Source organism: Prevotella vespertina (genome assembly GCF_009728485.1).
GTDB lineage: Bacteria > Bacteroidota > Bacteroidia > Bacteroidales > Bacteroidaceae > Prevotella > Prevotella vespertina.
Genome location: NZ_VVIQ01000008.1, coordinates 83,592 through 106,238, shown reverse-complemented (window position 1 = coordinate 106,238; position 22,647 = coordinate 83,592). Strand labels below are relative to the sequence as shown.

The following is a 22,647-nucleotide window of genomic DNA, read 5'->3' as shown; positions in this document are numbered from 1 at the left end:
CAAGAGAATACTTGATTTTTTGTATTTTTGCATATCAATTTTCTAAGTTATGCGCCAATTATCAGTACTTGTCCTTTGTTTCTCATTGTTGGTTTCTTGTAGTCTTCGACAGCAAAAGGCAAACGAAGAAATAGGGGAGACAGGGTTTAAATATGCTCGGAATATCACAATGGAGCATAAGGATGGTTATGTTGTTGTAAAGTTGCTGAACCCTTGGAAGAAAGGAACAGTCCTACAAACATATTATCTCATGCCACGTAATGTTGAGTCGGAGAATATCTCGGATGGAGTACGTGTGGATGTTCCGATCCAGCGAAGCGTTGTGTTTACGACGGCTCATGCGAATCTTCTAGAGATGTTACATGCTCAGAAAGCTATTGTGGGTGTTGCCGATTTGAAGTATATGCTTATCCCTGATGTTCAACAGCGAGCACGGAAGGGAGAGATTGCTAATTGTGGTGAGTCGATGAAGCCCGATGTAGAACATATTATAGACATAAAGCCCGATGCTATCCTGCTTTCTCCTTTTGAGAATAGTGGTGGTTATGGACGATTGGAAGAGATTGGCGTACCCATTATTGAGTGTGCCGATTATATGGAACGTTCAGCCTTAGGGCGTGCTGAATGGATGAAGTTCTATGGAATGTTATATGGTCGTGAGCATGAAGCAGACTCCTTGTTTGCGGTTGTAGAGCAGAACTATAAGGCTTTGAGTGCAAAGGCGAAGAAGAGCAAGGTGAAGCGAAGTGTCTTGCCAGATAGGAAAGTTGGTGCCGTTTGGTATTTGCCTGGTGGAGAGAGTAGTGTGGGCTTATTGTATAAGGATGCCAATGGTTCTTATGCTTATGCGCAGGACAAACATAGCGGTAGTCTTTCAATGCCCTTTGAGACGATATTAGATAAGTTTGGAGACAGTGACTTCTGGATTCTCTGTTATAATGGAAACTTCAGTTTGAATACCTTATTGGCGGAGTATCAAGGCTATGGAGCGTTGAAGCCTTATAAAACAGGAGAGGTTTATGGCTGTAAGGTGGATAGTACACCCTACTTTGAGGAGGTCAGTTGGCGACCTGATTGGCTGTTATCCGACTTGATTCAACTCTTTCATCCCGACTTGCATTTAGGTGCGATGCGTTATTACAAGAAACTTAAATGATGAAGAGGAACGTCAGTATCATCCTATTGCTAGTGGCTGGCATAATCATGCTGTTTGCCATGAATCTTATAGTGGGTTCGGTGAGAATCCCATTAGCCGATGTCTGCGACATACTCTTTGATAAGTTTGAAGGTAAGGAGAGTTGGATGTATATTGTAATGGAGAATCGACTTCCTCAAGCCTTAACAGCAATGCTATGTGGTGCGTCGCTGGCAGTCTGTGGTCTAATGCTTCAAACGGCATTCCGTAATCCTTTGGCTGGTCCAGATGTCTTCGGAATCAGCTCGGGAGCAGGGTTAGGTGTGGCAATCGTGATGTTATTCTTAGGTGGGAGTGTGTCAACGACCCTGTTTACCATATCAGGTTTCCTTGCTATTCTTACGTCTGCATTCATCGGCGCAATAGTCGTTACGATGATTATTCTGTTTCTTTCGACTATGGTAAGGAACAGTGTTCTATTGCTTATCGTTGGTCTGATGGTGGGCTATGTCTCCTCTTCAGCTGTGGCGTTATTGAATTTCTTTGCTTCAGAAGAAGGGGTAAAGAGTTATATGGTATGGGGTATGGGCAACTTTGGAGGTGTATCAATGGATCACATGTTGCTCTTCGCTTTGCTCTGTTTGGTTGGTATCATAGCCTCCATATTCTTGATAAAGCCTCTCAACATTATGCTCTTAGGCACTCAATATGCTGAAAGTCTCGGTATCAATATTCGCCAGATACGTAACCTATTACTCGTGACAGTTGGTTTATTGACAGCCGTAACAACAGCCTTCTGTGGACCTATCTCGTTTATTGGTTTAGCTATACCACATATCTCTCGACTCTTATTTCGCACAGACAACCATCAAATCCTCCTTCCAGGAACAGTGCTAACAGGTGCGGTAATTGCTTTGTTCTGCAACCTTATCTGTTATCTTCCTGGAGAATTAGGTATAATTCCCCTTAATGCTGTTACGCCACTCATCGGTGCACCTGTTATCATTTATGTGATCATTAAGCGTCGATAAGTTCCCAATAATGATGTATATAAGTAGGAAGTAATAAACACCATAACATCTTATTATTCTGTTATAGTGTTTGTTACTTTCGTTTTTTTTCTTAACTTTGCACCGGAATTAACCCAAGAACTGAAACTACGATGGTATTTTATGTGAAATGCTCGTAGATGTAAAGAGTAATATAGTAATCCATTTTAATTGATGAAGAAGAAAGAACTTACAAGGCGTAATGTATATGTTAAGCCCGAATGTAATTTGATGAAAACTTATACGGAGACTCTTATGGTCAATGCAAGCGGTAATGCTGGTAGAATCAACCCTGGAGAAAGTGCTGGTGACGCAAAGAAAACCTTCTTGTGGGACGATGATGATGCGTCGAATATAAATCATAATTGGAGCGAATAGACTTCATATATATAAGGTAAAACACACTTAACGAACAAGAGATATATGTTTATAAAGACTTTACGATTACTATCGTCATCGGTAGGCTGTGCTTTGATAGGTGCAGCAGTAACGATGAGTTGTTCAAATGATGACCTTCTACAGAATGCAAAGGAGAGCCATAGTGTTGTGGAGGACTCCATGACCTTCAGTGGTGTCTCTCAAGAAGAAGCACCGACACGTACGATTATCTACAATCATACCAAGGGTAGCGGAGCCTCTGTGATATGGAGAAATACTGACAAGATATTGGTGAAAGACAATGCTGGTCAGTGGCGACAGAGTGCAACAGCCACCTTCCCTATTGCCTCAAAGAAGTCGAATGCCGTGTTTACCGTTGCTGGTAGCTACACCAGTCCGACACACGCTGTTGTCTATACCAATAAAGGTCTCACAGGCTCACAACCACAAGTAGAGATAAAGAAGGTACAGACTCAGACTGCGCCTAACAACTTCGACCATGCAGGTGAGTCGGGTGACTGCGGTGTTGCTACTGCCCAAAAGGTAGGGAGCGACTATAAGTTTACCCTCGAGCACAAGGCTTCTTTCATCTGTCTCATCCCTCGTTCAAGTAATATATACGTACAGCATAGTCAGATTACTAAGATTGAGATTTCATCAGAAGACAATATAGCAGGTGTTTACAACATTGCTTCTGATGGTACGCTCACTCTTGCCTCGGGTGGTTCGAAGACGATCACACTCACGACAGGGAGTGGATTTGCTATTGACAATACGTCTGCTGACATGAGCAAGAACGCTTCCTACGCTGTGATAGCACCAGGTAGGCATAGTCTGCGCATCCGTTACTGGCTTCGCAATACGGCTGATAATCCGAAGGGATCTATTGATGGCACTGTAACTAAATATGTTACCCTCACCTTTGTTCCGGGCTCTATTCATGACGTGACCGCCAACCTCTCTATCAATGACTACGGTGGTACCAACTATTATATGTGGGATGCAAAGGCGAACTATTGGAGTGGGCACGAGTGGAACAGTGCTGACCCATGGCAGCCAACAAAGTTCTTATCAACCAATAGTACGAACTATCCAAAGCCAGGAAGTGATAGTTACACTCCTGATCGTACAACTGCTGGACCGCTTGAAGCCTCAACCTCTCACTTTGCTGCCCTCCCTAACGCTAACGAGATGGCATGGTATGTGATGAAGGGTGACCCACGCTATGATGCCGATGAGCTTTGGTCAACTATGGGCTACCTCTATAAAGGGGGTACATGGTTTAAGAAGAGAGCTTATATCACGGGCTTCTCTGATAGTCATCAGCCTGATGACGCTTCAACCGACCTGCGTAACACTTATAAAAGACTATCAAAAGCAGTTTCGAATACGTTCCCTGCTACCACAGAGATGGACCAGTATTTCTATCTTCCACTCTTAGGTTATTATAGTACAAGCTGGAACAACTATAAATTCAATGCTGCTGGTGTGACAGGTTATTACTGGTCTTCAAGCGCAATACCGACTAATCCAACGGGTAGTTATGCTCTAATAATTAACAACAAGACAGCTACTCTACAAGATTCCGCTCCTACCAGCGGTATGATTGTCCGTCCGTTTGAATAAGCTTTATGAGTACTTAATATTTCATAGTAAAACATAGTAATACAGATATCCATAGAGTCTCAAGGCTTGAAACAGTGTGTCTCAAAGGTTTGAGACTGTGTGTATCAAGGCTTGAGACTGTGTGTATCATAGGTCTGAGACTGTGTGTATCATAGGTCTGAGACACACTGTCTCAGCCTATGATACGATTAGTGATACACTATTCTATTCGAAAGAATAGCGGTCAACGTAATAGTCAAATCTTAACTTTTCGGTGTAACCATACGAGCGGAATATGTCGATAATATCCGCTTGTTGCTCTGGTGTGAGCGTGAGTTGCCCGTTCATATAGCGATAGTAAGTAGGTCGACTTCCTAGATATTGCTGTATTTCTCTGCGTATTGGCGTGTCGTCTACATGCTTGACATTGAGGAATAGATGATGGAATCCCCATGCTGCACGTATCACTTTCTTCTCTACATAAAACTCGCATTTGCCGTTTTGTAGCGCATTGGGGAAGACGGCGAAGCCTATGTTTTTGTCTTCTGGTAGATGTTGCCCAACAAAATAACGCATACAAGTGTCCTTGCGTGGGCAATCTTTGTTGAAACAAATTTCCCATGTTGATGGGACGGAATCGAAGTTAAATGCTATTGTCTCCATTTTGTTTTTTATAGAATATAGAAATAGTTATGTAAATAATAGTGGTTCCTATATGGATGTAAACTGACTGACTTACGTTTGTAAGGGAATCATTCGCCCATAAATTTACCCATGAAGCAAATGTTACCATATTGATCTGTAATGTAATAGAAGAATGGATGATCTGCTGTAAACGTGAACCTTGTGGGGTGGGTATTTATGCCAAGAGTCATCATAGAGGTCGATTGAACGGCTCTTGCAGCTACTCCTTTCTCGTTAACATCCAGCCTGATCTGTTGATACACCTTATCTATATATAAGGGTGAGGGGCTCATCTGACTGAAATTTGCTGCTTGTTGAGAGAAGAGCATGCCTAGTCCAACTTTGGTGTATAGCTCTTTCAAAGGGAGTTTGATAGATGTTGAGAATTTAGGAAGAGCAATCTCCACCTCGTCATATTGCTTATGTAGCTTCGTTAAGTTATAGAGAGTGCTATCCTTAAAGTCGTTGATAATATCTTCCAATTTCTTGCCTTTGTTAGGGAGAACGACATACATAAAGAAGCCGTTCTGCATGGCTAAGGTCAGAACCTTATATTGCTTTCCTTCGTATCCTAGAAAGTTCTTGTCTTGATCAAAGGTGTGCATCATGTGAACCTTGGTCTGATTACCATCCTGCTTATAGAAAGTTTGTCCATTAGTGGTCTCTCCCACAAACTCATTACTCCATGGGATTCGTAGAGCTACAGCGTTGATGATCTGTGCAGAGTGCGGAGTTAAAACTTCGATGGGCAATGTCGTGATGTCGCCTTTCGTTATCTTTGCACAAAGAGAATCAGCCTGTATTCGTTCTTGTTGTTTGTTAGCTGAGGCAATGATATTCGTGAAGTAATAATCTTGAAGTGCTTTCTGGTATTCGGGTAATAGCTCCGTTGCTTCATTGAGAGCCATGAAGTTAGCTGTGACCATATACCCATTCGATGAGCCCTTATCCTTTGGATTGCTTGCGCCTAGATTGGAGAAGGTCTCTCGCCTTTGACCTATAAGTATCTTCTTATTAAGTTTGTTGACATCATCAAGTTGCTTTTCTTGATATCCAAGAACATGGCATAATGCCTGCTTTGTATTCCCAGCAGCACCATTGTTTAACATGTTAAGAGAATAGATGACAGCAGTCGGTGAGAATACAATGCTCTTTTCCTCTTCTTTATTGGATAGTTGCTGAAAGAGCTTTAGTCCGAAAGCGTTGGAAGAAGATATGATTTCGTATTCTTCCTTTGAAAGTGTATAGTCAGGGATATCTTCTTCCTCGGCAGCTTCCTCAAGTGTCTTAGCCGTTTGAGAGGTATTGATACAGCTAGTGAATAGCAATAGAAAAGCGAGATTAAATAGTTTTGTTGTCATACGGCAATATTATTGAATGTAGATAATTAAGACTTCAAAGGTACGAAAAATATTCTTTTATCGATCTCCTACCATGGCTTTTAGCCTTAGATTTAAACTTTTCTTCCATTGTTCCTACATAATGCACATTTTTTTATAATTTTGCAGACGTAAACCATACTTAGTCTATTGGCTATTTGTGAAAACTAATATTTATCAATCAATACATGGATAATTTAAAACTATCACCAGTGCGCAAAACTATAGTGGGGGTACAATTCCTCTTTGTGGCTTTCGGTGCTACTGTCCTCGTCCCTTTGCTTGTTGGGCTTGATCCAGCAACGGCGTTATTCACAGCAGGTCTAGGAACTTTTATCTTTCATTTGGTTACGAAAGGTAAGGTTCCTATTTTTTTAGGTTCATCATTTGCCTTTATCGCACCAATCATTGCTGCTTCAAAGCAATGGGGAATGCCCGGTACATTGGCAGGAATAGCAGGAGTCTCTCTCGTTTATTTTGTTATGTCAGCCTTAATAAAATGGCAGGGAAAGAAATTGCTAGACAGATTGTTCCCACCTGTTGTCATAGGACCTGTTATTATTTTAATAGGCTTGTCCTTATCGACGTCAGCAGTTGATATGGCAAAGACAAATTGGTTATTGGCATTTGTCTCATTGGCAGTAGCAGTGTGTGTGTTGTCTATGGGGCGTGGTCTGATGAAGCTTGTACCCGTTATTTGTGGTATTGTTTCAGGTTACATTGTCGCTATTTGTTTGGGCGTTGTTGACTTCTCACATGTTGAGGCAGCACCATGGTTAGCTTTGCCTCCCGCCTTATCAGATTTCCATTTGCCACAATTTGCATGGGAACCATTCCTTTATATGATACCTGTGGCGATAGCACCAGTGATAGAGCATGTGGGCGATATTTATGTAGTAAGTGCTGTTGCTGATAAAGACTTTACGGCATCTCCTGGATTGCATCGTACAATGTTAGGTGATGGCTTGGCTTGTTTGGCTGCTTCTTTCTTTGGAGGTCCCCCTGTGACAACCTATAGTGAGGTAACGGGAGCGATGAGTATTACTAAGGTAACACATCCTCAGGTAATTCGTATTGCTGCTGCAACAGCTATTGTATTCTCGGTTATAGGTAAGTTGAGCGCTCTCTTGCAGAGTATTCCTGCAGCCGTGTTAGGAGGTATCATGTTATTGCTCTTCGGTACTATCGCTTCCGTAGGTATTCAGAACCTCATTCAGCATAAGGTTGACTTCAATCGCACACGTAATATCATTATTATATCTATTACGTTGACAATGGGTATTGGAGGTGCAGTGCTGCAGTGGGGTAGTTTCTCAATCAGTGGTATCGGACTCTCTGCAGTTGTCGGTGTCATCTTAAATCTACTGTTGCCACCAGCAAAGGAAAAGATGCCTGCAAAGAAAGAATAAGCTTAACTAGGCATTCGTCAGATAAGCTGAATATACGAAACCTCCGACTTTTAGAGTGCTTCTCAGGCACTATAAGGTCGGAGGTTTTGTTGTTTTTATCAGTTGGAGATTGAGTCTCTATACTGATGCTTAATCTTTTCTTCGAGTTCCTCTAATGTTTGCTTGCTGTTGAACAAACTCTTGATAAGGCGATAGCCCAACCATATTAAAATCATTCCTACAAGTGCAAGGAGATATTGGAGTACGATACTATTTACAATAGTCTTCGTATAGTTCTCGCAGATAACAAAGCCTGCGATGAAGATGATATAGTCTATCCAGCCTGAACTTTTATAGCTTTGGACAATACGTTGATATTCTTCATTGTTAGCAAGAACCTCTTTGCGGTTCTCTGCCCACTTCTTTTCAAATTCTTCGTTGGTCATGGGAATGTTGGGTGATGATATACTTATACTTTCATTAAATCGCTCATAACTGAGTCGCTAACATAGATACCTTCACGTGTAAGGTGGAGCCAGCCATTCTCCTCTTTCAATAGACCTTGTTGTTGTAAAGGTTTGGCAAGACGCATGAGATAAGTGCGGTATTCAGCAGAGAGCGTTGATAGGTCTATTCCTTCACACGTACGGAGGGCAGTCATTATCATATCATTGTAATGTGTGTCTGCATCAATTATTTCCTCTTCGCAAGGAAGCTTGTTTTCTTGGATAGCAGCGATATAAGCTTTAGTGTCTGCTACGTTCCAACTTCTCTTACCATTGTTGTAGGAATGGGCTGCAGCACCGATACCTATATAAGGTACATTGTGCCAATAAGAACTATTGTGTTGAGAACGATAGGGGCTTTGAACTTTGAGGTTTGAACTTTGTGATTTGAGCTTGGCAAAGTTACTAATCTCATATTGCTCATAACCTGCTTCAGCTAAGCGGTCGATGAGTGTATTGTACATCTGACGATAAAGTTCATCGTCCATCTCCTTGACCTTTCCCGCTTGAAGAAGGCGATAGAGGGGAGTCCCTTCTTCGTACATAAGACTATAAGCAGAGATATGTTCAATGTCTAAAGCAAGCAGTCGATCAATGTCTTCTTTCCATTCTTCAAGTGTCTCATTGGGAAAGCCAAACATAAGGTCTACTGATATGTTCTTGATGTTTACACTTCTAAGATGCTTGACAGCAGTTTCTACCTCGTCAGCTGTATGTCTACGATGTAGGAAACGCAGACGTTCATCAGAGAAAGTCTGCGCTCCCATAGAGATACGATTGATAGGAAGGGAATGCAAGTTCTGTGCAAACTCTTCCGTTACATCATCTGGATTACACTCCATAGTGACTTCGATAGGCAGAGTAGTGGTGCAGCTGTTGTTCTCTATATCCCATTTTAAACCAATGTGATATACCTTATCTATCGTTTGGAATATCTTCTTTAGGCTTTCAAAGGAAAGCTGTGAGGGAGTACCACCGCCCAAGTATATACTTGTCAAACCAGTCGTCCTCCCACCAAACGTTTCATAGTCTTTCTCCGCACGCATTTCCATCTCATGGCAGATAGCGTTCACATACTGTTCTTCCATAGAAAGTCTTTCGTCCTTCTTCTTGGCTGGCACAGTAGAATAGAAGCCGCAATAAATGCAGCGACTGGCACAAAAAGGTATGTGAATGTACAATCCTAACATGATAGGTGTTTGTTCGTATATATTAATGTATGACTAATAAGAACTAATGCAAATGTACTAATAAGTTTTAAAAGAATTTGCTTTTTTAGTGAGAAACTTTGGTGTTCTCATTGGAAATGTCTAACTTAGACCGCTGAATGGATGAGTTAATACTTGTCCTCTTTGAAACGAATAAATTATTACTAACAGCTTAAATCTATCAGATATGAGAGTATATCAGACAAACGAGATTAAGAACATTGCCTTAGTTGGCAGTGCGGGTAGCGGCAAGACTACTCTTGCCGAAAGTATGTTATTCGAAGCCGGCGTTATTAAGCGTCGCGGTTCAGTTGAAGCTAAGAATACAGTTAGCGATTACTTTCCTGTTGAGCAGGAGTATGGTTACTCGGTGTTTCCAACGGTATTCCATGTAGAATGGAATAATAAGAAGCTGAATATCATTGACTGTCCAGGTAGCGATGACTTCATTGGTGGTGCAATAACCGCTCTTAATGTAACTGATGAAGCCGTCATACTTATTAATGGTCAGTATGGTCCGGAGGTTGGTACACAGAATAACTTCCGTTATACAGAGAAACTCAAGAAACCTGTAATCTTCTTGGTTAATCAACTTGATTCTGATAAGTGCGACTTTGATAATCTTATTGCAAATATGCAAGAGATCTATGGCTCAAAGTGTGTTCCTGTACAATATCCATTAGAAACAGGTCCCGGTTTCAATAGTCTGATAGATGTTCTGTTGATGAAGAAGTATAGCTGGAAGCCTGAAGGTGGAGAACCAGTCATTGAGGACATTCCTGCTGACCAGCTGGATAAGGCTATGGAACTTCATAAAGCACTTGTTGAGGATGCAGCAGAGAACGATGAAGGACTGATGGAGAAGTTCTTTGAAGAAGAGACACTTTCAGAAGACGAGTTGCGCGAGGGTATTCGTAAAGGTCTTGTTACACGTTCTATCTTCCCAGTCTTCTGTGTATGTGCTGGTAAGAGTATGGGTGTTCGTCGATTGATGGAGTTCTTAGGTAATGTCGTTCCGTTCGTTGACGAAATGCCTAAGCTGCATAACACACGTGGAGAAGAGGTCGCTCCTGATTCTAAGGGCGCAGAATCACTCTATTTCTTCAAGACGGGTATGGAACCACATATTGGTGAAGTAAGTTACTTTAAGGTGATGAGTGGTAGTGTGAAGACAGGTGATGATCTTACTAACTCTGATCGTGGTTCAAAAGAGCGTGTTGGACAGCTTTATGCTTGTGCAGGTGCTAACCGTATTCCTGTTGACGTGCTGAATGCAGGTGATTTGGGTTGTATGGTGAAGTTGAAGGATGTTAAGACAGGTAACACGCTCAATGGTAAGGGTACTGATCAGCGTTTCGACTTCATTAAATATCCTAATTCAAAATACTCAAGGGCTATCGAGGCTAAGAGTTCACAAGAAACGGAGAAGCTCATGGCAGCATTACTAAAGATGCGTCAAGAGGATCCGACGTGGGTTGTGGAGCAAAGTAAGGAGTTGAAACAAACAATTGTACATGGACAGGGAGAGTTCCATCTTCGTACTTTGAAATGGCGTTTAGAGAACAATGAAAAGCTACAGGTAACCTTTAAAGAGCCTAAGATTCCCTATCGTGAAACGATAACTAAGCAAGCAAAGGCAGAGTATCGTCATAAGAAGCAAAGTGGTGGTGCTGGTCAGTTTGGCGAGGTTCATTTGATTGTTGAGCCATACGCTGAAGGTATGCCTGCTCCAACAACCTATAAGTTCAACGGACAAGAGTTTAAGATGAATATTAAAGGTTGTGAAGAACGCACTCTTCCTTGGGGTGGTAAGCTTGTGTTCATCAACTCTGTTGTCGGTGGTGCTATTGATGCTCGATTCATGCCAGCTATATTGAAAGGTGTCATGGACTGTATGGAGCGTGGACCTCTGACTGGTAGTTATGCGCGTGATGTTCGTGTGATTGTCTATGATGGTAAGATGCACCCAGTTGACTCTAACGAACTTTCTTTCACTTTGGCTGCTCGCCATGCTTTCTCTGATGCCTTCAAAGCTGCAGGTCCAAAGATTCTTGAACCTATTTATGACTTGGAGGTTTACGTACCAGGTGACTATATGGGCGATGTTATGAGCGATTTACAAGGACGTCGTGCCATGATTATGGGTATGGATTCAGAAGCAGGCTATCAGAAGTTACAAGCCAAGATTCCTCTAAAAGAGCTTGCTAACTATAGTATTTCTCTCAGCTCCCTCACTGGTGGTAGAGCTAGCTTCACAACTAAGTTTGCTAGTTATGAGCTTGTTCCTAATGATTTACAGCAGAAGTTAATTGCAGAGCATGAAGCTGAAGTAAAGGATGAAGAAGAATAGTTTATTTTTTTAGTTAATAGTCATCTTCCTTGTGGGGCGCGTTCGTTCTTATTTTATCTTGATAAGATTGTAACGTGCCCCTTTCTTTATGTCCTAATTCTACTTTGTTTCACTTTAAGTTTATGTTTAATTAAAGTCTAAGTTAAAGTACAATTAACCTCTAACTTAAAGTACAACTATCGTTTAACTTAAAGTATATTCATCGTTTAACTTAAAGTTTAATTGGCGTTTAAGTTAGAGATTAATTGACGTTTAAGGTGAAGTATTCCTATATTTAAATCTAGGCTAACTTACATGGGTTTATAGGTCTTTTTGTCTTTCCTCAATAAATCAAAGAAGTTTCGTTATTCATTACGATTTTGCAGGTTCAATTTAGAGTCTGCCCATTGGACTTTTCTTTAGTCATTCTTGTGCTAATTTACTTGCGATATAATTGATAATAATTAATCCTAAGTATAATAATTCGTTAATTAATTTAAATCATATTCTATTTGTTAACGTTTTTGTGTTAATGGATTAATAAAATATTATCTTTGCAATCGTGAACATCGTAGTAGAGCTATAGTCCTAATCTCATTCAGAAGTCGTAGCCTACACGAATAGAAGTAATAATAATGAAGAAGAAGACAATTTGGATTATTGCAGTAATCATGGGATTATCATTCCTAGGCTTACTTCTACTCCAACTCAATTACATTGAAGAAATGGCTGAGATGAAGAAAGAACAGTTTGACGAATCAGTCAATCGTGCTCTTTATCAGGCTTCTCGGAATATGGAATTGAATGAGACCCTTCGTTATTTAGAAGATGATGTAAATAAGAAAGAGCGTAAGCAGGCGGAACAACGTTCAACTTCAAAGGATAATTCCGTTGCAACACATCAAACTCCAGCAGTAGATAGTCAAGGCGATGCATATACATCTTTTGAAGCGAAGTTATTACAATCGAAGCCATCATTGACCCCTAAGGCAATGATTCTCCGTAATGATAGTAGTTCGCTTTCTGCAACAAAACGTAACATGCAAGAGATTGTTCGTAATCGTTATGTCTATCAGAAAGCAATGCTTGAAGAGGTGGTTTATAATATACTTTATTCAGCATCAGATAAGCCTCTAAAACAACGTATTAACTTTAAATTGTTAGACCAAGATTTAAAGGCGGAGATGATGAATAATGGTATTAACATCCCCTATCATTTTACTGTTACAACGCAAGATGGTCGTGAAGTCTATCGTTGTCCAGATTATGTATCGGATGGGGAAGAGAATACTTACTCACAGGTGTTATTCCGTAATGACCCAGTGAGTAGAATGGGAGTTGTGAAGGTACACTTCCCTGAGATGAATAATTACATCTTCTCTAGTATTCGCTTTATGATACCTTCAATCATCTTCACGTTTGTGTTGTTGGTAACTTTTATCTTCACTATTGTGACAATCTTCCGTCAGAAGCGTTATAGCGAGATAAAGAACGACTTTATCAATAATATGACACATGAGTTGAAGACTCCTATTGCAAGTATCTCTTTGGCAGCACAGATGATGAATGACAAGAGTCTGGAAAAGTCTCCGAAGATGGTAGAACACTTGGGAGGTGTAATCAACGATGAGGCTAAGCGACTTCGTTTCTTAGTTGAGAAAGTATTGCAGATGAGTATGTACGATAGGAAGAAGGCTGTGTTGAAGAAAAAATATACAGACTTAAACGAGATGGTTGAAACTATTGCACACTCTTTCGCACTGCGAGTAGAACATACAGGTGGTAAAGTCTATACGGAGATTGAAGCTGTTGATTCAACTATGTATGTTGATGAAATGCACTTCCAGAATGTGATATTTAATCTCTTGGATAATGCTGTCAAGTATGCAAAGCCAGACGAACCATTAAATGTCTATTTGAAGACATGGAATACGAATGAACATCTTTATCTTTCTGTGCGTGACACAGGTATGGGAATAAAGAAAGAAAACTTAAAGAAGATCTTTGATAAGTTCTATCGTGTACATACAGGTAATAGACATGATGTAAAAGGATTCGGTTTAGGTTTAGCCTATGTAAAGAGAATGGTTGATTTACATGGTGGCGAAATTAAAGTGTTAAGCGAGTTTGGTAAGGGAACTAAGTTTATTATAAAACTTCCCGTGATTCGTGATGAAGAAATAGAAGAAGAAGTATAAGAATAAACATTAAAAGTTATAGATTATGGATGATAAGTTAAAGATTTTATTGTGTGAAGATGATGAGAACCTCGGAACACTATTGAGTGAATACTTACAGGCAAAAGGCTTTCAAGCTGACCTTTGCCCAGATGGTGAAGTAGGCTATAAGGCTTTCTTAAAGAATAAGTATGATATTTGTGTACTTGATGTGATGATGCCAAAGAAAGATGGATTTACATTGGCACAAGAGATTCGTCAAGCAAATGCGGAAATTCCAATTATCTTCCTTACAGCAAAACAACTGAAAGAAGATATACTTGAGGGCTTCAAGATTGGTGCAGATGACTATATCACCAAACCTTTCTCTATGGAAGAACTTGTTTTCCGTATTGAAGCAATCCTTCGTCGAGTAAGAGGGAAGAAGACGAAAGAATCTACTATGTATAATATTGGTCGGTTTACTTTCGATACACAGAAGCAATTATTGACATTAGATAATGACCCTGAGAAGACGACGAAGCTTACAACGAAGGAAAATGAATTGCTAGCTTTGTTGTGTGCTCATTCTAATGAGATTCTCCAGCGTGATTATGCCTTAAAGACCATTTGGATTGATGATAATTACTTCAATGCTCGTTCAATGGATGTGTATATCACAAAGCTCCGTAAGCATTTGAAGCCTGATACTCAGATTGAGATTATTAATATCCATGGTAAAGGTTATAAGCTTATTGTACCTGATGAGGATTAAAAACTAAAGGTTAATGACACATTAACTATTTAAATAAGAGTAAGTAAAAGCCCAATAGGAATCTTCATAATATGAAGTCCTATTGGGCTTTACTCTTTGTTATCTAACTAGTTGTTTAAATTCAAGGTAAATCAAGTTTATTACCTTTTATAAATGCAATAGTTCCACCAATGATTAATATCAAACCTGAGAATAAGAGGGTATTCCGTTGGAAGGAAATAATAACATGTATTGCAAATAAGATAATGCCAACAACTATAGCAATAAGACCTAAATATTTGATATATCTTCTCATACTGAACGTGTAATTGTACTATACGATGAGCAAAAGTACTAAAATTATTTGGTCAATTGCACGAAAAGTTGTAATTTTGCGTCGCATTTGCGTATGCAAGGTGCATTTTTAATTCATTTTATATAATTAAGTAGTATGAATCAATACGAAACCGTTTTCATTTTGACTCCCGTTTTATCTGACGAACAGATGAAGGAAGCGGTCGCTAAATTCAAGACACTGCTCACTGATAATGGTGCTGAGATCTTGAACGAAGAGATCTGGGGTCTGAAGAAGTTGGCTTACAACATTCAGAAGAAGTCATCAGGCTTCTACGCATTGTTAGAGTTCAATGCAGAACCATCAGTTATTAACACTCTCGAAACCGGCTTCCGTCGTGACGAGAAGGTTATTCGTTACATTACCGTTAAGCAGGACAAGTACTCTGCAGCTTATGCTGAGAAGCGTCGTGCTAAATGGGCAGCTAAAAAGGAGGCTTAAATCATGGCAGAGCAGAAATCAGAGATTCGTTATTTGACCGCTCCTTCTATTGATACAAAGAAGAAGAAGTATTGCCGTTTCAAGAAGAGCGGTATTAAGTACATCGATTATAAAGATGGTGAGTTCTTGAAGAAGTTCCTTAACGAGCAGGGTAAGATCCTTCCTCGTCGTATCACAGGTACTTCATTGAAGTATCAACGTCGTGTGGCACAGGCTGTTAAGCGTGCTCGTCAGATTGCATTACTTCCATACGTAACCGATTTGATGAAGTAAAAAGGAGGTCAATAGATGGAGATTATATTAAAAGAAGATATTATCGGTCTTGGATACAAGAACGATATCGTTAATGTAAAGAACGGCTATGGTCGTAACTATCTCATTCCAACAGGTAAAGGTGTTATCGCATCTCCTTCAGCTAAGAAGCAGTTGGCAGAGAACTTAAAGCAGCAGGCATCTAAGCTTGCAGCTCTTAAGGCTGAGGCAGAGAAGAAGGCATCACAGTTGGATGGTGTAGAACTTGTTATTGAAACAAAGGTATCAGCTACTGGTGTAACTTACGGTTCTGTTAACGCAGCAATTGTAGTTGAAGAGCTTGCAAAGCGTGGTATTGAGATTGATCGCAAGATCGTTACAATGCACGATATGAAGAAGGTTGGTACTTCTGAAGCTACTGTACACTTCCACAAGGAGGTTGAGGTTAAGATTCCTGTAACTGTTGTTGCAGAGAACCAGCCAGCACCTGCTGTTGAGGAGGCTCCAGTAGAGCAGCCTGCAGAGGCACCTGTTGCAGAGGAGGAAGCTCCAGCAGCTGAGTAATTCAACAAATGACATTTTGCACTGTAAAGCAGTAATGTTAGATAATAGTCCCTTTCACTTCCGGGTGGAAGGGATTTATTAGTTTATTATGAAACGAATAGTACTTACCGGCGGACCTTGTGCCGGAAAAACGACAGCACTTGTCAAGATTATCGAGCATTTCTCCAGTCTCGGTTACAAGGTGTTTATTATTCCTGAAGTGCCAACACTCTTTAGCCAAGCAGGTATGGATTACCTTACGGATAATCACGCTTTCTTTTATGAAGGAGAGAAGGCGACACTAGAAATGCAGCTTGCTTTGGAGGATAAGTTTACACGGATGGCCGAAACAATTACTACTCCAACCATCATTGTTTGTGATCGTGGAACGATGGATATTTCTGCTTATATGAAACCAGAAATGTGGAATGAGATTACGGCTGGCGTTGGAACCTGTTCGGAGAAGTTACGTGCTAGATATGATGCGGTACTTCACCTTGTCAGTGCTGCTGATGGTGCAGAACAATTCTATACGACGGCTAACAATGCGGAGCGTACCGAAGGATTGGAGCTTGCACGTGAACTTGACAAGAAAGTCATTCAAGCCTGGTCAGAGCATCCTCATCTACGTGTAATTAATAACCACGAGAACTTTGATACAAAGATCAATCGTGTTATTCAAGAGATATCGAATGTACTTGAGATTCCGCAGCAGATAGTAGAAGAACGTAAATATATCGTGCGTCTTACAGAGGATATTCCTGATTCTATAGAAAGTGAGATCATTCAAACTTATCTCACCTCCGACCCACGTAGTGAGGTTCGTCTTCGTCGTCGTACATTGAACGGCGTTTCTGTTAATGTTCGTACAACGAAAAAGACCTTAGCAAATAATGCACAGGTAGTTACTGAGCGACAGATTGATAATAACCTCTATGAGTCATTAATGCGTCAAGCCGACCCTTATCGTCAATCAATCCATAAGATTCGTAAAACGTTTATATGGCGTGGTCAATTCTTTGAGCTTGATACCTATTTATCTCCAATGCGCAATCTTCAGATACTTGAGACGAAGGGCATTGTTGACCATGAGGATGTCAACTTCCCTCCCTTTATCGAGGTTGTAGAAGATATTACGGGTAAGACAGAATATTACAATTACAACTTAGCCTTGAGAAAGTAAGAGGTTAAGTTGAGCATAACTTAAAAAGGTGCCGTAACTGTATGATCAGTTGTGGCACCTTTTCAGTATATCAAAGGTCTAAACCTTATTTCTTCTTTGCTGCTTTATCAACCTTTTCCCAATATTTCTTACCCTTTTCTTTTAGTTGGTTCGTAAAGGCAATGGCATCAGCATTAGTTTGTGCCTCGTCAGCAGGAGATGCGTAAGCATGACGGAAGCCCTTAATCTTATTCCATTCACCACGTGTAAAGTCAGGTACTTCCACAGGGATATTACCATTATCCATAGAGATAGAACCTAACTCGGCTAGACAGCACCATTCTGCTAAGTCGTACACATCAATATCCAATGGCAAGCCGTTCTGTAAGCAATAAACTAGACGTGAATCCATGATGAAGTCCATTCCGCCATGACCACCAACTTCCTTCGCTTGTTTCTCATACTTTGTGATGATAGGGCTTTCGTTCGCCTTCTCCAAAGCTTCTCTATCCTTGCCTGATAAGTAGCTGTGACCAGATAAGTCATCTGCAGAAGGGGTTACACCTGCTTTTACAAGTTCTTGAGATGATAGAGCATAGCCTTCAACTGGATATTTATTAGCGAAACCCTTTGTTCCGGTTAACTGATACATACGATTGTAAGGCTGTGGAGTCATTACGTTATGAATAATCTCGATTACCTTTCCATTCTCTGTGCTAATCAGCGTTGTGGTTTGATCACCATTGCGGAACTCCTTACAAGGCTCACCGCTCATTTGTTCAACGTGCATCTTACCATTAACAGACTTTGTATCCATTGCGATAAGTGTCTTCATACGATCGCCACGGTGAATGTCCAACACTTGTGCAATAGGACCTAAGCCGTGAGTAGCATATATATCACCACGGAACTTCTGGTTGTAATCCAATCTCCAGCCTAATTTATCTTCTTTATCCTTCTTCCAATAAGCATTCCAGAACGGAGTTAGGTCGTGGCGATAAGCTCCTTGTACATATAGAATCTCACCGAAGATACCCTTTTGAGCCATGTTTAAAGAGTTCAACTCAAAGAAGTCATAGCAGCAGTTCTCGAGCATCATACAATGTAGTCGATTCTTCTCAGATAATTCGATGAGTTGCCATATCTCTGACATATTCATCGCTGCAGGAACTTCTATTGCAACGTGCTTACCATGTGTCATTGCTTCTTTTGCAACCAGGAAGTGATGTTTCCAATCAGGTGCAATATAAACAAGGTCTATATCTTTGCGCTTACACAATTCTTTGTAACCATCTTCGCCCGAATAAATATCCGCAGCAGGCATGCTAGCCTTACGTAAATATTGCTGACACCTTTCTGCACGATCCTTCTCAAAGTCACACAACGCCATAACTTGTATTCCAGGGATATGCGTCCATCGTTCAACGGCACCTGGACCGCGCATACCAAGTCCAACGAAGGCTACACGTACAACCTTCATCTTTGGTGTTGCAAGGTTCAAAACACTTTGCTCACCAGCAGGACGGGTAGGAACCTCTGTGACAGCCTTTCCGTTAACAATCTTGTAAGGCCAATTGAATTGTGCTAAAGCATTCGTTGGTAATAAGAAACTGCCTGCAATGAGTATTGCTGCAAAGGTCTTTTTAATTCTCATAGTTTGGTTTTTTATTTATTGATTATTGGTTTTTAATTATAATTGTAGGGCAAAGATAGTGAATATTAGCGTAAAACGGGAATACTTTAAAGATTAATTTGTCAGATGTTTTTGGTTGATGTTGATATGGAAAGTTCAACGCTCAACTTCGTTCCAATTCTTATCGTATGAAACTTTAAGTTAATCGCCATTTGTACTTTAAGTTAAAGGTTGCTTGTACTTTAAGTTAAAGGTCGCTTGTACTTTAAGTTAAACGTCAATCCTACTTTAAGTTAGGGTTCGATATCCTCTAAATTACTACATCTTTCAATAGTTATACATATTGTTTTATGTGGGTATCATCTTCTGTGCATAGCTATTTAAGATATAAGTTTTGCTTTTAGAGCGTAATTCTTCATTATCTATTTAATTTTCTGTATCTTTGCACTCAGAAAGTATTAACAATTAAAGCATAAAATAAGATGAAAGCATTTGTATTCCCTGGACAGGGATCTCAGTTTGTTGGGATGGGTAAGGACCTTTACGAGAACAGCCCATTGGCAAAAGAATTATTCGATAAGGCAGATGAGATTCTTGGTTTCAAGATCACCGATATTATGTTTGCAGGCACTGATGACCAACTAAAGGAAACGAAGGTAACTCAACCAGCAGTATTCCTTCATAGTGTAATCTCTGCCCTTTGCTTAGGTGACGAGTTTAAGCCAGATATGGTAGCGGGTCATTCATTGGGTGAGTTCTCTGCTCTTGTTGCTGCGGGTGCATTAAGTTTCGAGGATGGTTTGAAGTTGGTTGCTGCTCGTGCTAACGCAATGCAGAAGGCATGTGAGCAGAACCCTGGTACTATGGCTGCAATTATAGGCTTGCCAGACGAGAAGGTTGAAGAGATTTGTGCTCAAGTATCAAAGGAAGGTAAGGTTTGTGTAGCAGCCAACTTTAACTGCCCTGGTCAGTTAGTTATTTCAGGTTCTGTTGACGCTATCAACGAGGCATGCGAGTTGTTAAAGGAAGCAGGTGCTAAGCGCGCATTACCATTGAAGGTTGGTGGTGCTTTCCACTCTCCATTGATGCAGCCAGCTAAAGACGAATTACAGGCAGCTATAGAGGCAACTAAATTCAATGCTCCAAAGTGCCCTGTTTATCAGAATGTAGATGCATTGCCACATACCGACCCAGCCGAGATTCAGAAGAATTTAATTGCTCAGCTCACCTCAAGTGTACGTTGGACGAAGAGTGCCCAGAACATGATTGCTGATGGTGCTGATGAGTTCATCGAGTGTGGACCAGGTAAAGCATTGCAGGGTATGCTTGGACGTATTGACAGAAATGTTAATGCTCACGGCATAGCTTAATACTATAGCTAATAGTCCCTCTTCTTAACCCCTCCTTGCTTTAGGAGTGATACGGAAGAGGGACTTTTGTTTATCCATTGTATGAAAACTAAATTAGTTATCTATCAAGTCTTCACTCGTACTTTCGGTAATAAGAACCTTACGAGAAAGGAGAACGGTACATTAGCAGAGAATGGGGTAGGGAAGATGAATGACTTCGACGAGTCGGTACTTCGTCGCATTCATGACTTCGGTGTCACTCATCTTTGGTATACTGGTGTTATCCGTCATGCAACGTGTACTGATTATTCTTCCTTCGGTATTCCTTGTCAGAACCCACGAGTTGTAAAAGGACGCGCTGGTTCCCCATACGCCATTACTGATTATTATGATATTGACCCTGATATTGCGGTTAATGTTGATGAGCGCATGGCAGAGTTCGAGGCTCTTATTAGTAGAACACATGACGAAGGACTGAAAATGATCATCGACTTCGTGCCTAACCATGTTGCACGCCAATATAAGAGTATAGCAAAGCCGCAAGGAGTGAGCGATTTAGGAGAAGACGATGACTTAGGGAAGCATTTTGATTCACAAAACAACTTCTATTACTGTCCGGGTGAAGCACTCGACCTGTCTGGGGTAGCCGAGAATGAATATGCAAACGGAGCGGAGCCTTACCATGAATATCCAGCCAAGTGCACGGGTAACGATCGCTTCGATTCGCATCCACAGCAGAATGATTGGTATGAGACGGTGAAACTCAATTATGGAGTAGACTATTGTGATGCTGGTGGGCGTAGTTATCATTATCATCCCATTCCTTCTACTTGGAAGAAGATGACTGAAATACTCCTCTTCTGGGCAGCTAAAGGGATTGATGGTTTCCGTTGTGATATGGCGGAGATGGTACCTCACGAATTCTGGTCATACGCCACACAACAGGTTAAGGAGCGTTATCCAGACGTGATATTCATCGGAGAGGTATATGATCCGAACCAGTATCGTATGTATGTTGAGTCAGGCTTTGATTACTTATATGATAAGGTGGGTATGTATGATTGCATACGTGGTGTCATCTGTGACGAGCGTCCGGCTTCTTCTATCACGCACGAGTGGCAGCAAGTTGACGATATACGCGACCACATGCTTTACTTCCTAGAGAATCATGATGAGCAGCGCATTGCCTCCGACTTCTTTGCTGGTAACCCGTGGAAAGGAGTGCCGGGCATGATTGTTTCCGCATTGCTTCAGCAAAATCCAGTTATGGTTTATGCAGGGCAAGAGTTTGGCGAGCGGGGTATGGATAAAGAGGGCTTCTCGGGACGTGATGGTCGTTCGACTATCTTCGACTATTGGACGAGTGAAGCTATTTATAAAGGCTTCTTCAATCAAGAGGAACTTACAACAGATGAGAAGAGGTTATCATTGGTCTATCAAGGTCTGCTTCGCTTCTGCAATCGCGAGAAGGCAGTACGTGAAGGATTGACATTCGACCTCATGTATGTTAATAATCAAAGCTATCAGTTCAACCCTCGCAAACAATTTGTCTTCTTGCGCAAGGCTGACGATGAAGTGTTACTCGTTGTAGCGAACTTCGATCAGAAACGTGTGCAAATCAACGTTACCATTCCTGCGCATGCTTACGACTTCCTTGGATTACCAGAGCGGGAAGTAGAGATGACCGATTTGCTTTCAGGTTTTACAAAGACGGTAGAACTGAAACGAGATGGACAGGTTGCCTTAGATGTCAAGGCAAATTATGGTAGGATATATAAGTTTAACGTAAAGGAGAAGCCCATGGACTATGTATTGAATACGCATAACAAGGAGGAGTTCCCACCGGCTCATACAGCAGAACATTTATTGAACCAAGTCATGGTTCGTATGTTTGGGGCGGAGCGTAGTAATAATGTGCATATCGAACGAAAGAAGAGTAAGATGACATTCATCCTTGATCATAAACCTAATCGTAAGGAGGAGAAGGCTATTGTTGATGAGATGAATCGCCTTATAGCAGAGGATTTGCCAGTAACGTTCGAAATGGTTGATAGGAATCATATTCCTGAAGGAGTGAGCTTGGATAAGCTACCAGATGATGCTTCTGAGATGTTACGACTTGTGCGAATAGGCGACTTTGATGTGTGCCCTTGCATTGGTAAGCATGTCCGATCGACGAGTCAGATAGGTCGCTTTGAATTGTTAGGTACTAATTGGGACGAAGCAAAACATGCCTTCCGTATTCGGTTTAAGGTTGTTGTATAGAAAGCTCTCACTGCCACGATAAAGATGTGGCAAGTTAATCAACCCTCGAAAGTTAAACAAAATAACTTTCGAGGGT

Annotated in this window: 19 protein-coding genes; 14 read left to right on the top strand and 5 right to left on the bottom strand. The window is 40.9% G+C overall.

The genetic code is table 11. The annotated features are described in order from the left end of the window. Positions 1–49 precede the first annotated feature (49 nt). The 4 genes from F0475_RS08380 to F0475_RS08365 all read left to right on the top strand — a co-directional run bounded on the left by F0475_RS08380 (position 50) and on the right by F0475_RS08365 (position 4,188). Complete coding sequence (locus tag F0475_RS08380) at positions 50–1,156, top strand: ABC transporter substrate-binding protein (protein ID WP_155716286.1); 1,107 nt, start codon at positions 50–52, stop codon at positions 1,154–1,156. Continuing rightward, positions 1,156–2,166 carry an iron ABC transporter permease gene (locus F0475_RS08375; protein WP_155716303.1) on the top strand — a complete coding sequence of 337 codons (1,011 nt, stop codon included), beginning with the start codon at positions 1,156–1,158 and terminating at the stop codon, positions 2,164–2,166. Before F0475_RS08380 ends, F0475_RS08375 begins: the two co-directional genes overlap by 1 nt. A 192-nt stretch (positions 2,167–2,358) precedes the next feature. After that, positions 2,359–2,562: a hypothetical protein gene (locus F0475_RS08370; protein ID WP_155716285.1), complete on the top strand. Its 204-nt coding sequence runs from the start codon at positions 2,359–2,361 to the stop codon at positions 2,560–2,562. A gap of 45 nt (positions 2,563–2,607) precedes the next feature. After that, entirely contained in the window at positions 2,608–4,188 is a 1,581-nt protein-coding gene (locus F0475_RS08365) for a hypothetical protein (protein ID WP_155716284.1), read from the top strand. A 204-nt stretch (positions 4,189–4,392) separates the two neighbouring features. Here the strand turns inward: F0475_RS08365 and F0475_RS08360 are convergent, their stop codons facing one another. Together F0475_RS08360 and F0475_RS08355 are read right to left on the bottom strand one after the other, a co-directional pair. Beyond that, complete coding sequence (locus F0475_RS08360; protein WP_155716283.1) at positions 4,393–4,830, bottom strand: DUF6078 family protein; 438 nt, start codon at positions 4,828–4,830, stop codon at positions 4,393–4,395. Between the two features lie 89 nt (positions 4,831–4,919). Further along, positions 4,920–6,212 (bottom strand): serpin family protein, encoded by a 1,293-nt coding sequence (locus F0475_RS08355; protein ID WP_155716282.1) that lies wholly within the window; start codon positions 6,210–6,212, stop codon positions 4,920–4,922. Positions 6,213–6,418: 206 nt separating this feature from the next. Between F0475_RS08355 and F0475_RS08350 the strand changes: the two genes are divergently transcribed. Further along, positions 6,419–7,639: a uracil-xanthine permease family protein gene (locus tag F0475_RS08350; protein WP_155716281.1), complete on the top strand. Its 1,221-nt coding sequence runs from the start codon at positions 6,419–6,421 to the stop codon at positions 7,637–7,639. Positions 7,640–7,737: 98 nt separating this feature from the next. On the opposite strand, the gene F0475_RS08345 is transcribed toward F0475_RS08350, so the two are convergent. Both F0475_RS08345 and hemW read right to left on the bottom strand, forming a co-directional pair. Next, a complete protein-coding gene (locus F0475_RS08345) occupies positions 7,738–8,064 on the bottom strand; it encodes a Fis family transcriptional regulator (RefSeq protein ID WP_155716280.1) in 327 nt (108 codons plus the stop codon). 23 nt (positions 8,065–8,087) lie between these two features. Continuing rightward, positions 8,088–9,314: a radical SAM family heme chaperone HemW gene (gene hemW, locus F0475_RS08340; protein ID WP_155716279.1), complete on the bottom strand. Its 1,227-nt coding sequence runs from the start codon at positions 9,312–9,314 to the stop codon at positions 8,088–8,090. 205 nt (positions 9,315–9,519) lie between these two features. Between hemW and F0475_RS08335 the strand changes: the two genes are divergently transcribed. From F0475_RS08335 to F0475_RS08305, 7 genes are all read left to right on the top strand, one after another. After that, complete coding sequence (locus tag F0475_RS08335; RefSeq protein ID WP_155716278.1) at positions 9,520–11,682, top strand: elongation factor G; 2,163 nt, start codon at positions 9,520–9,522, stop codon at positions 11,680–11,682. 614 nt (positions 11,683–12,296) lie between these two features. Next, on the top strand, positions 12,297–13,859 hold the full coding sequence (locus F0475_RS08330; RefSeq protein ID WP_155716277.1) for a sensor histidine kinase: 1,563 nt from the start codon (positions 12,297–12,299) through the stop codon (positions 13,857–13,859). A gap of 25 nt (positions 13,860–13,884) precedes the next feature. Then, positions 13,885–14,592 carry a response regulator transcription factor RprY gene (rprY, locus tag F0475_RS08325; RefSeq protein ID WP_155716276.1) on the top strand — a complete coding sequence of 236 codons (708 nt, stop codon included), beginning with the start codon at positions 13,885–13,887 and terminating at the stop codon, positions 14,590–14,592. Positions 14,593–15,022: 430 nt separating this feature from the next. After that, a complete protein-coding gene (gene rpsF, locus F0475_RS08320) occupies positions 15,023–15,367 on the top strand; it encodes a 30S ribosomal protein S6 (protein ID WP_004383260.1) in 345 nt (114 codons plus the stop codon). Between the two features lie 3 nt (positions 15,368–15,370). Continuing rightward, on the top strand, positions 15,371–15,640 hold the full coding sequence (gene rpsR / locus F0475_RS08315) for a 30S ribosomal protein S18 (protein ID WP_004353605.1): 270 nt from the start codon (positions 15,371–15,373) through the stop codon (positions 15,638–15,640). Positions 15,641–15,655: 15 nt separating this feature from the next. Beyond that, the gene (gene rplI / locus F0475_RS08310) at positions 15,656–16,183 is read left to right on the top strand and encodes a 50S ribosomal protein L9 (protein WP_155716275.1); all 528 of its coding nucleotides are present in this window, start codon (positions 15,656–15,658) and stop codon (positions 16,181–16,183) included. 88 nt (positions 16,184–16,271) lie between these two features. Then, the gene (locus F0475_RS08305; RefSeq protein ID WP_155716274.1) at positions 16,272–17,345 is read left to right on the top strand and encodes an AAA family ATPase; all 1,074 of its coding nucleotides are present in this window, start codon (positions 16,272–16,274) and stop codon (positions 17,343–17,345) included. A gap of 85 nt (positions 17,346–17,430) precedes the next feature. Here the strand turns inward: F0475_RS08305 and F0475_RS08300 are convergent, their stop codons facing one another. After that, complete coding sequence (locus F0475_RS08300) at positions 17,431–18,978, bottom strand: Gfo/Idh/MocA family protein (RefSeq protein WP_155716273.1); 1,548 nt, start codon at positions 18,976–18,978, stop codon at positions 17,431–17,433. 461 nt (positions 18,979–19,439) lie between these two features. Between F0475_RS08300 and fabD the strand changes: the two genes are divergently transcribed. Both fabD and F0475_RS08290 read left to right on the top strand, forming a co-directional pair. After that, a complete protein-coding gene (fabD, locus tag F0475_RS08295; protein ID WP_004383256.1) occupies positions 19,440–20,327 on the top strand; it encodes an ACP S-malonyltransferase in 888 nt (295 codons plus the stop codon). 81 nt (positions 20,328–20,408) lie between these two features. Next, positions 20,409–22,571: an alpha-amylase family glycosyl hydrolase gene (locus F0475_RS08290; protein WP_155716272.1), complete on the top strand. Its 2,163-nt coding sequence runs from the start codon at positions 20,409–20,411 to the stop codon at positions 22,569–22,571. Positions 22,572–22,647: the final 76 nt, after the last annotated feature.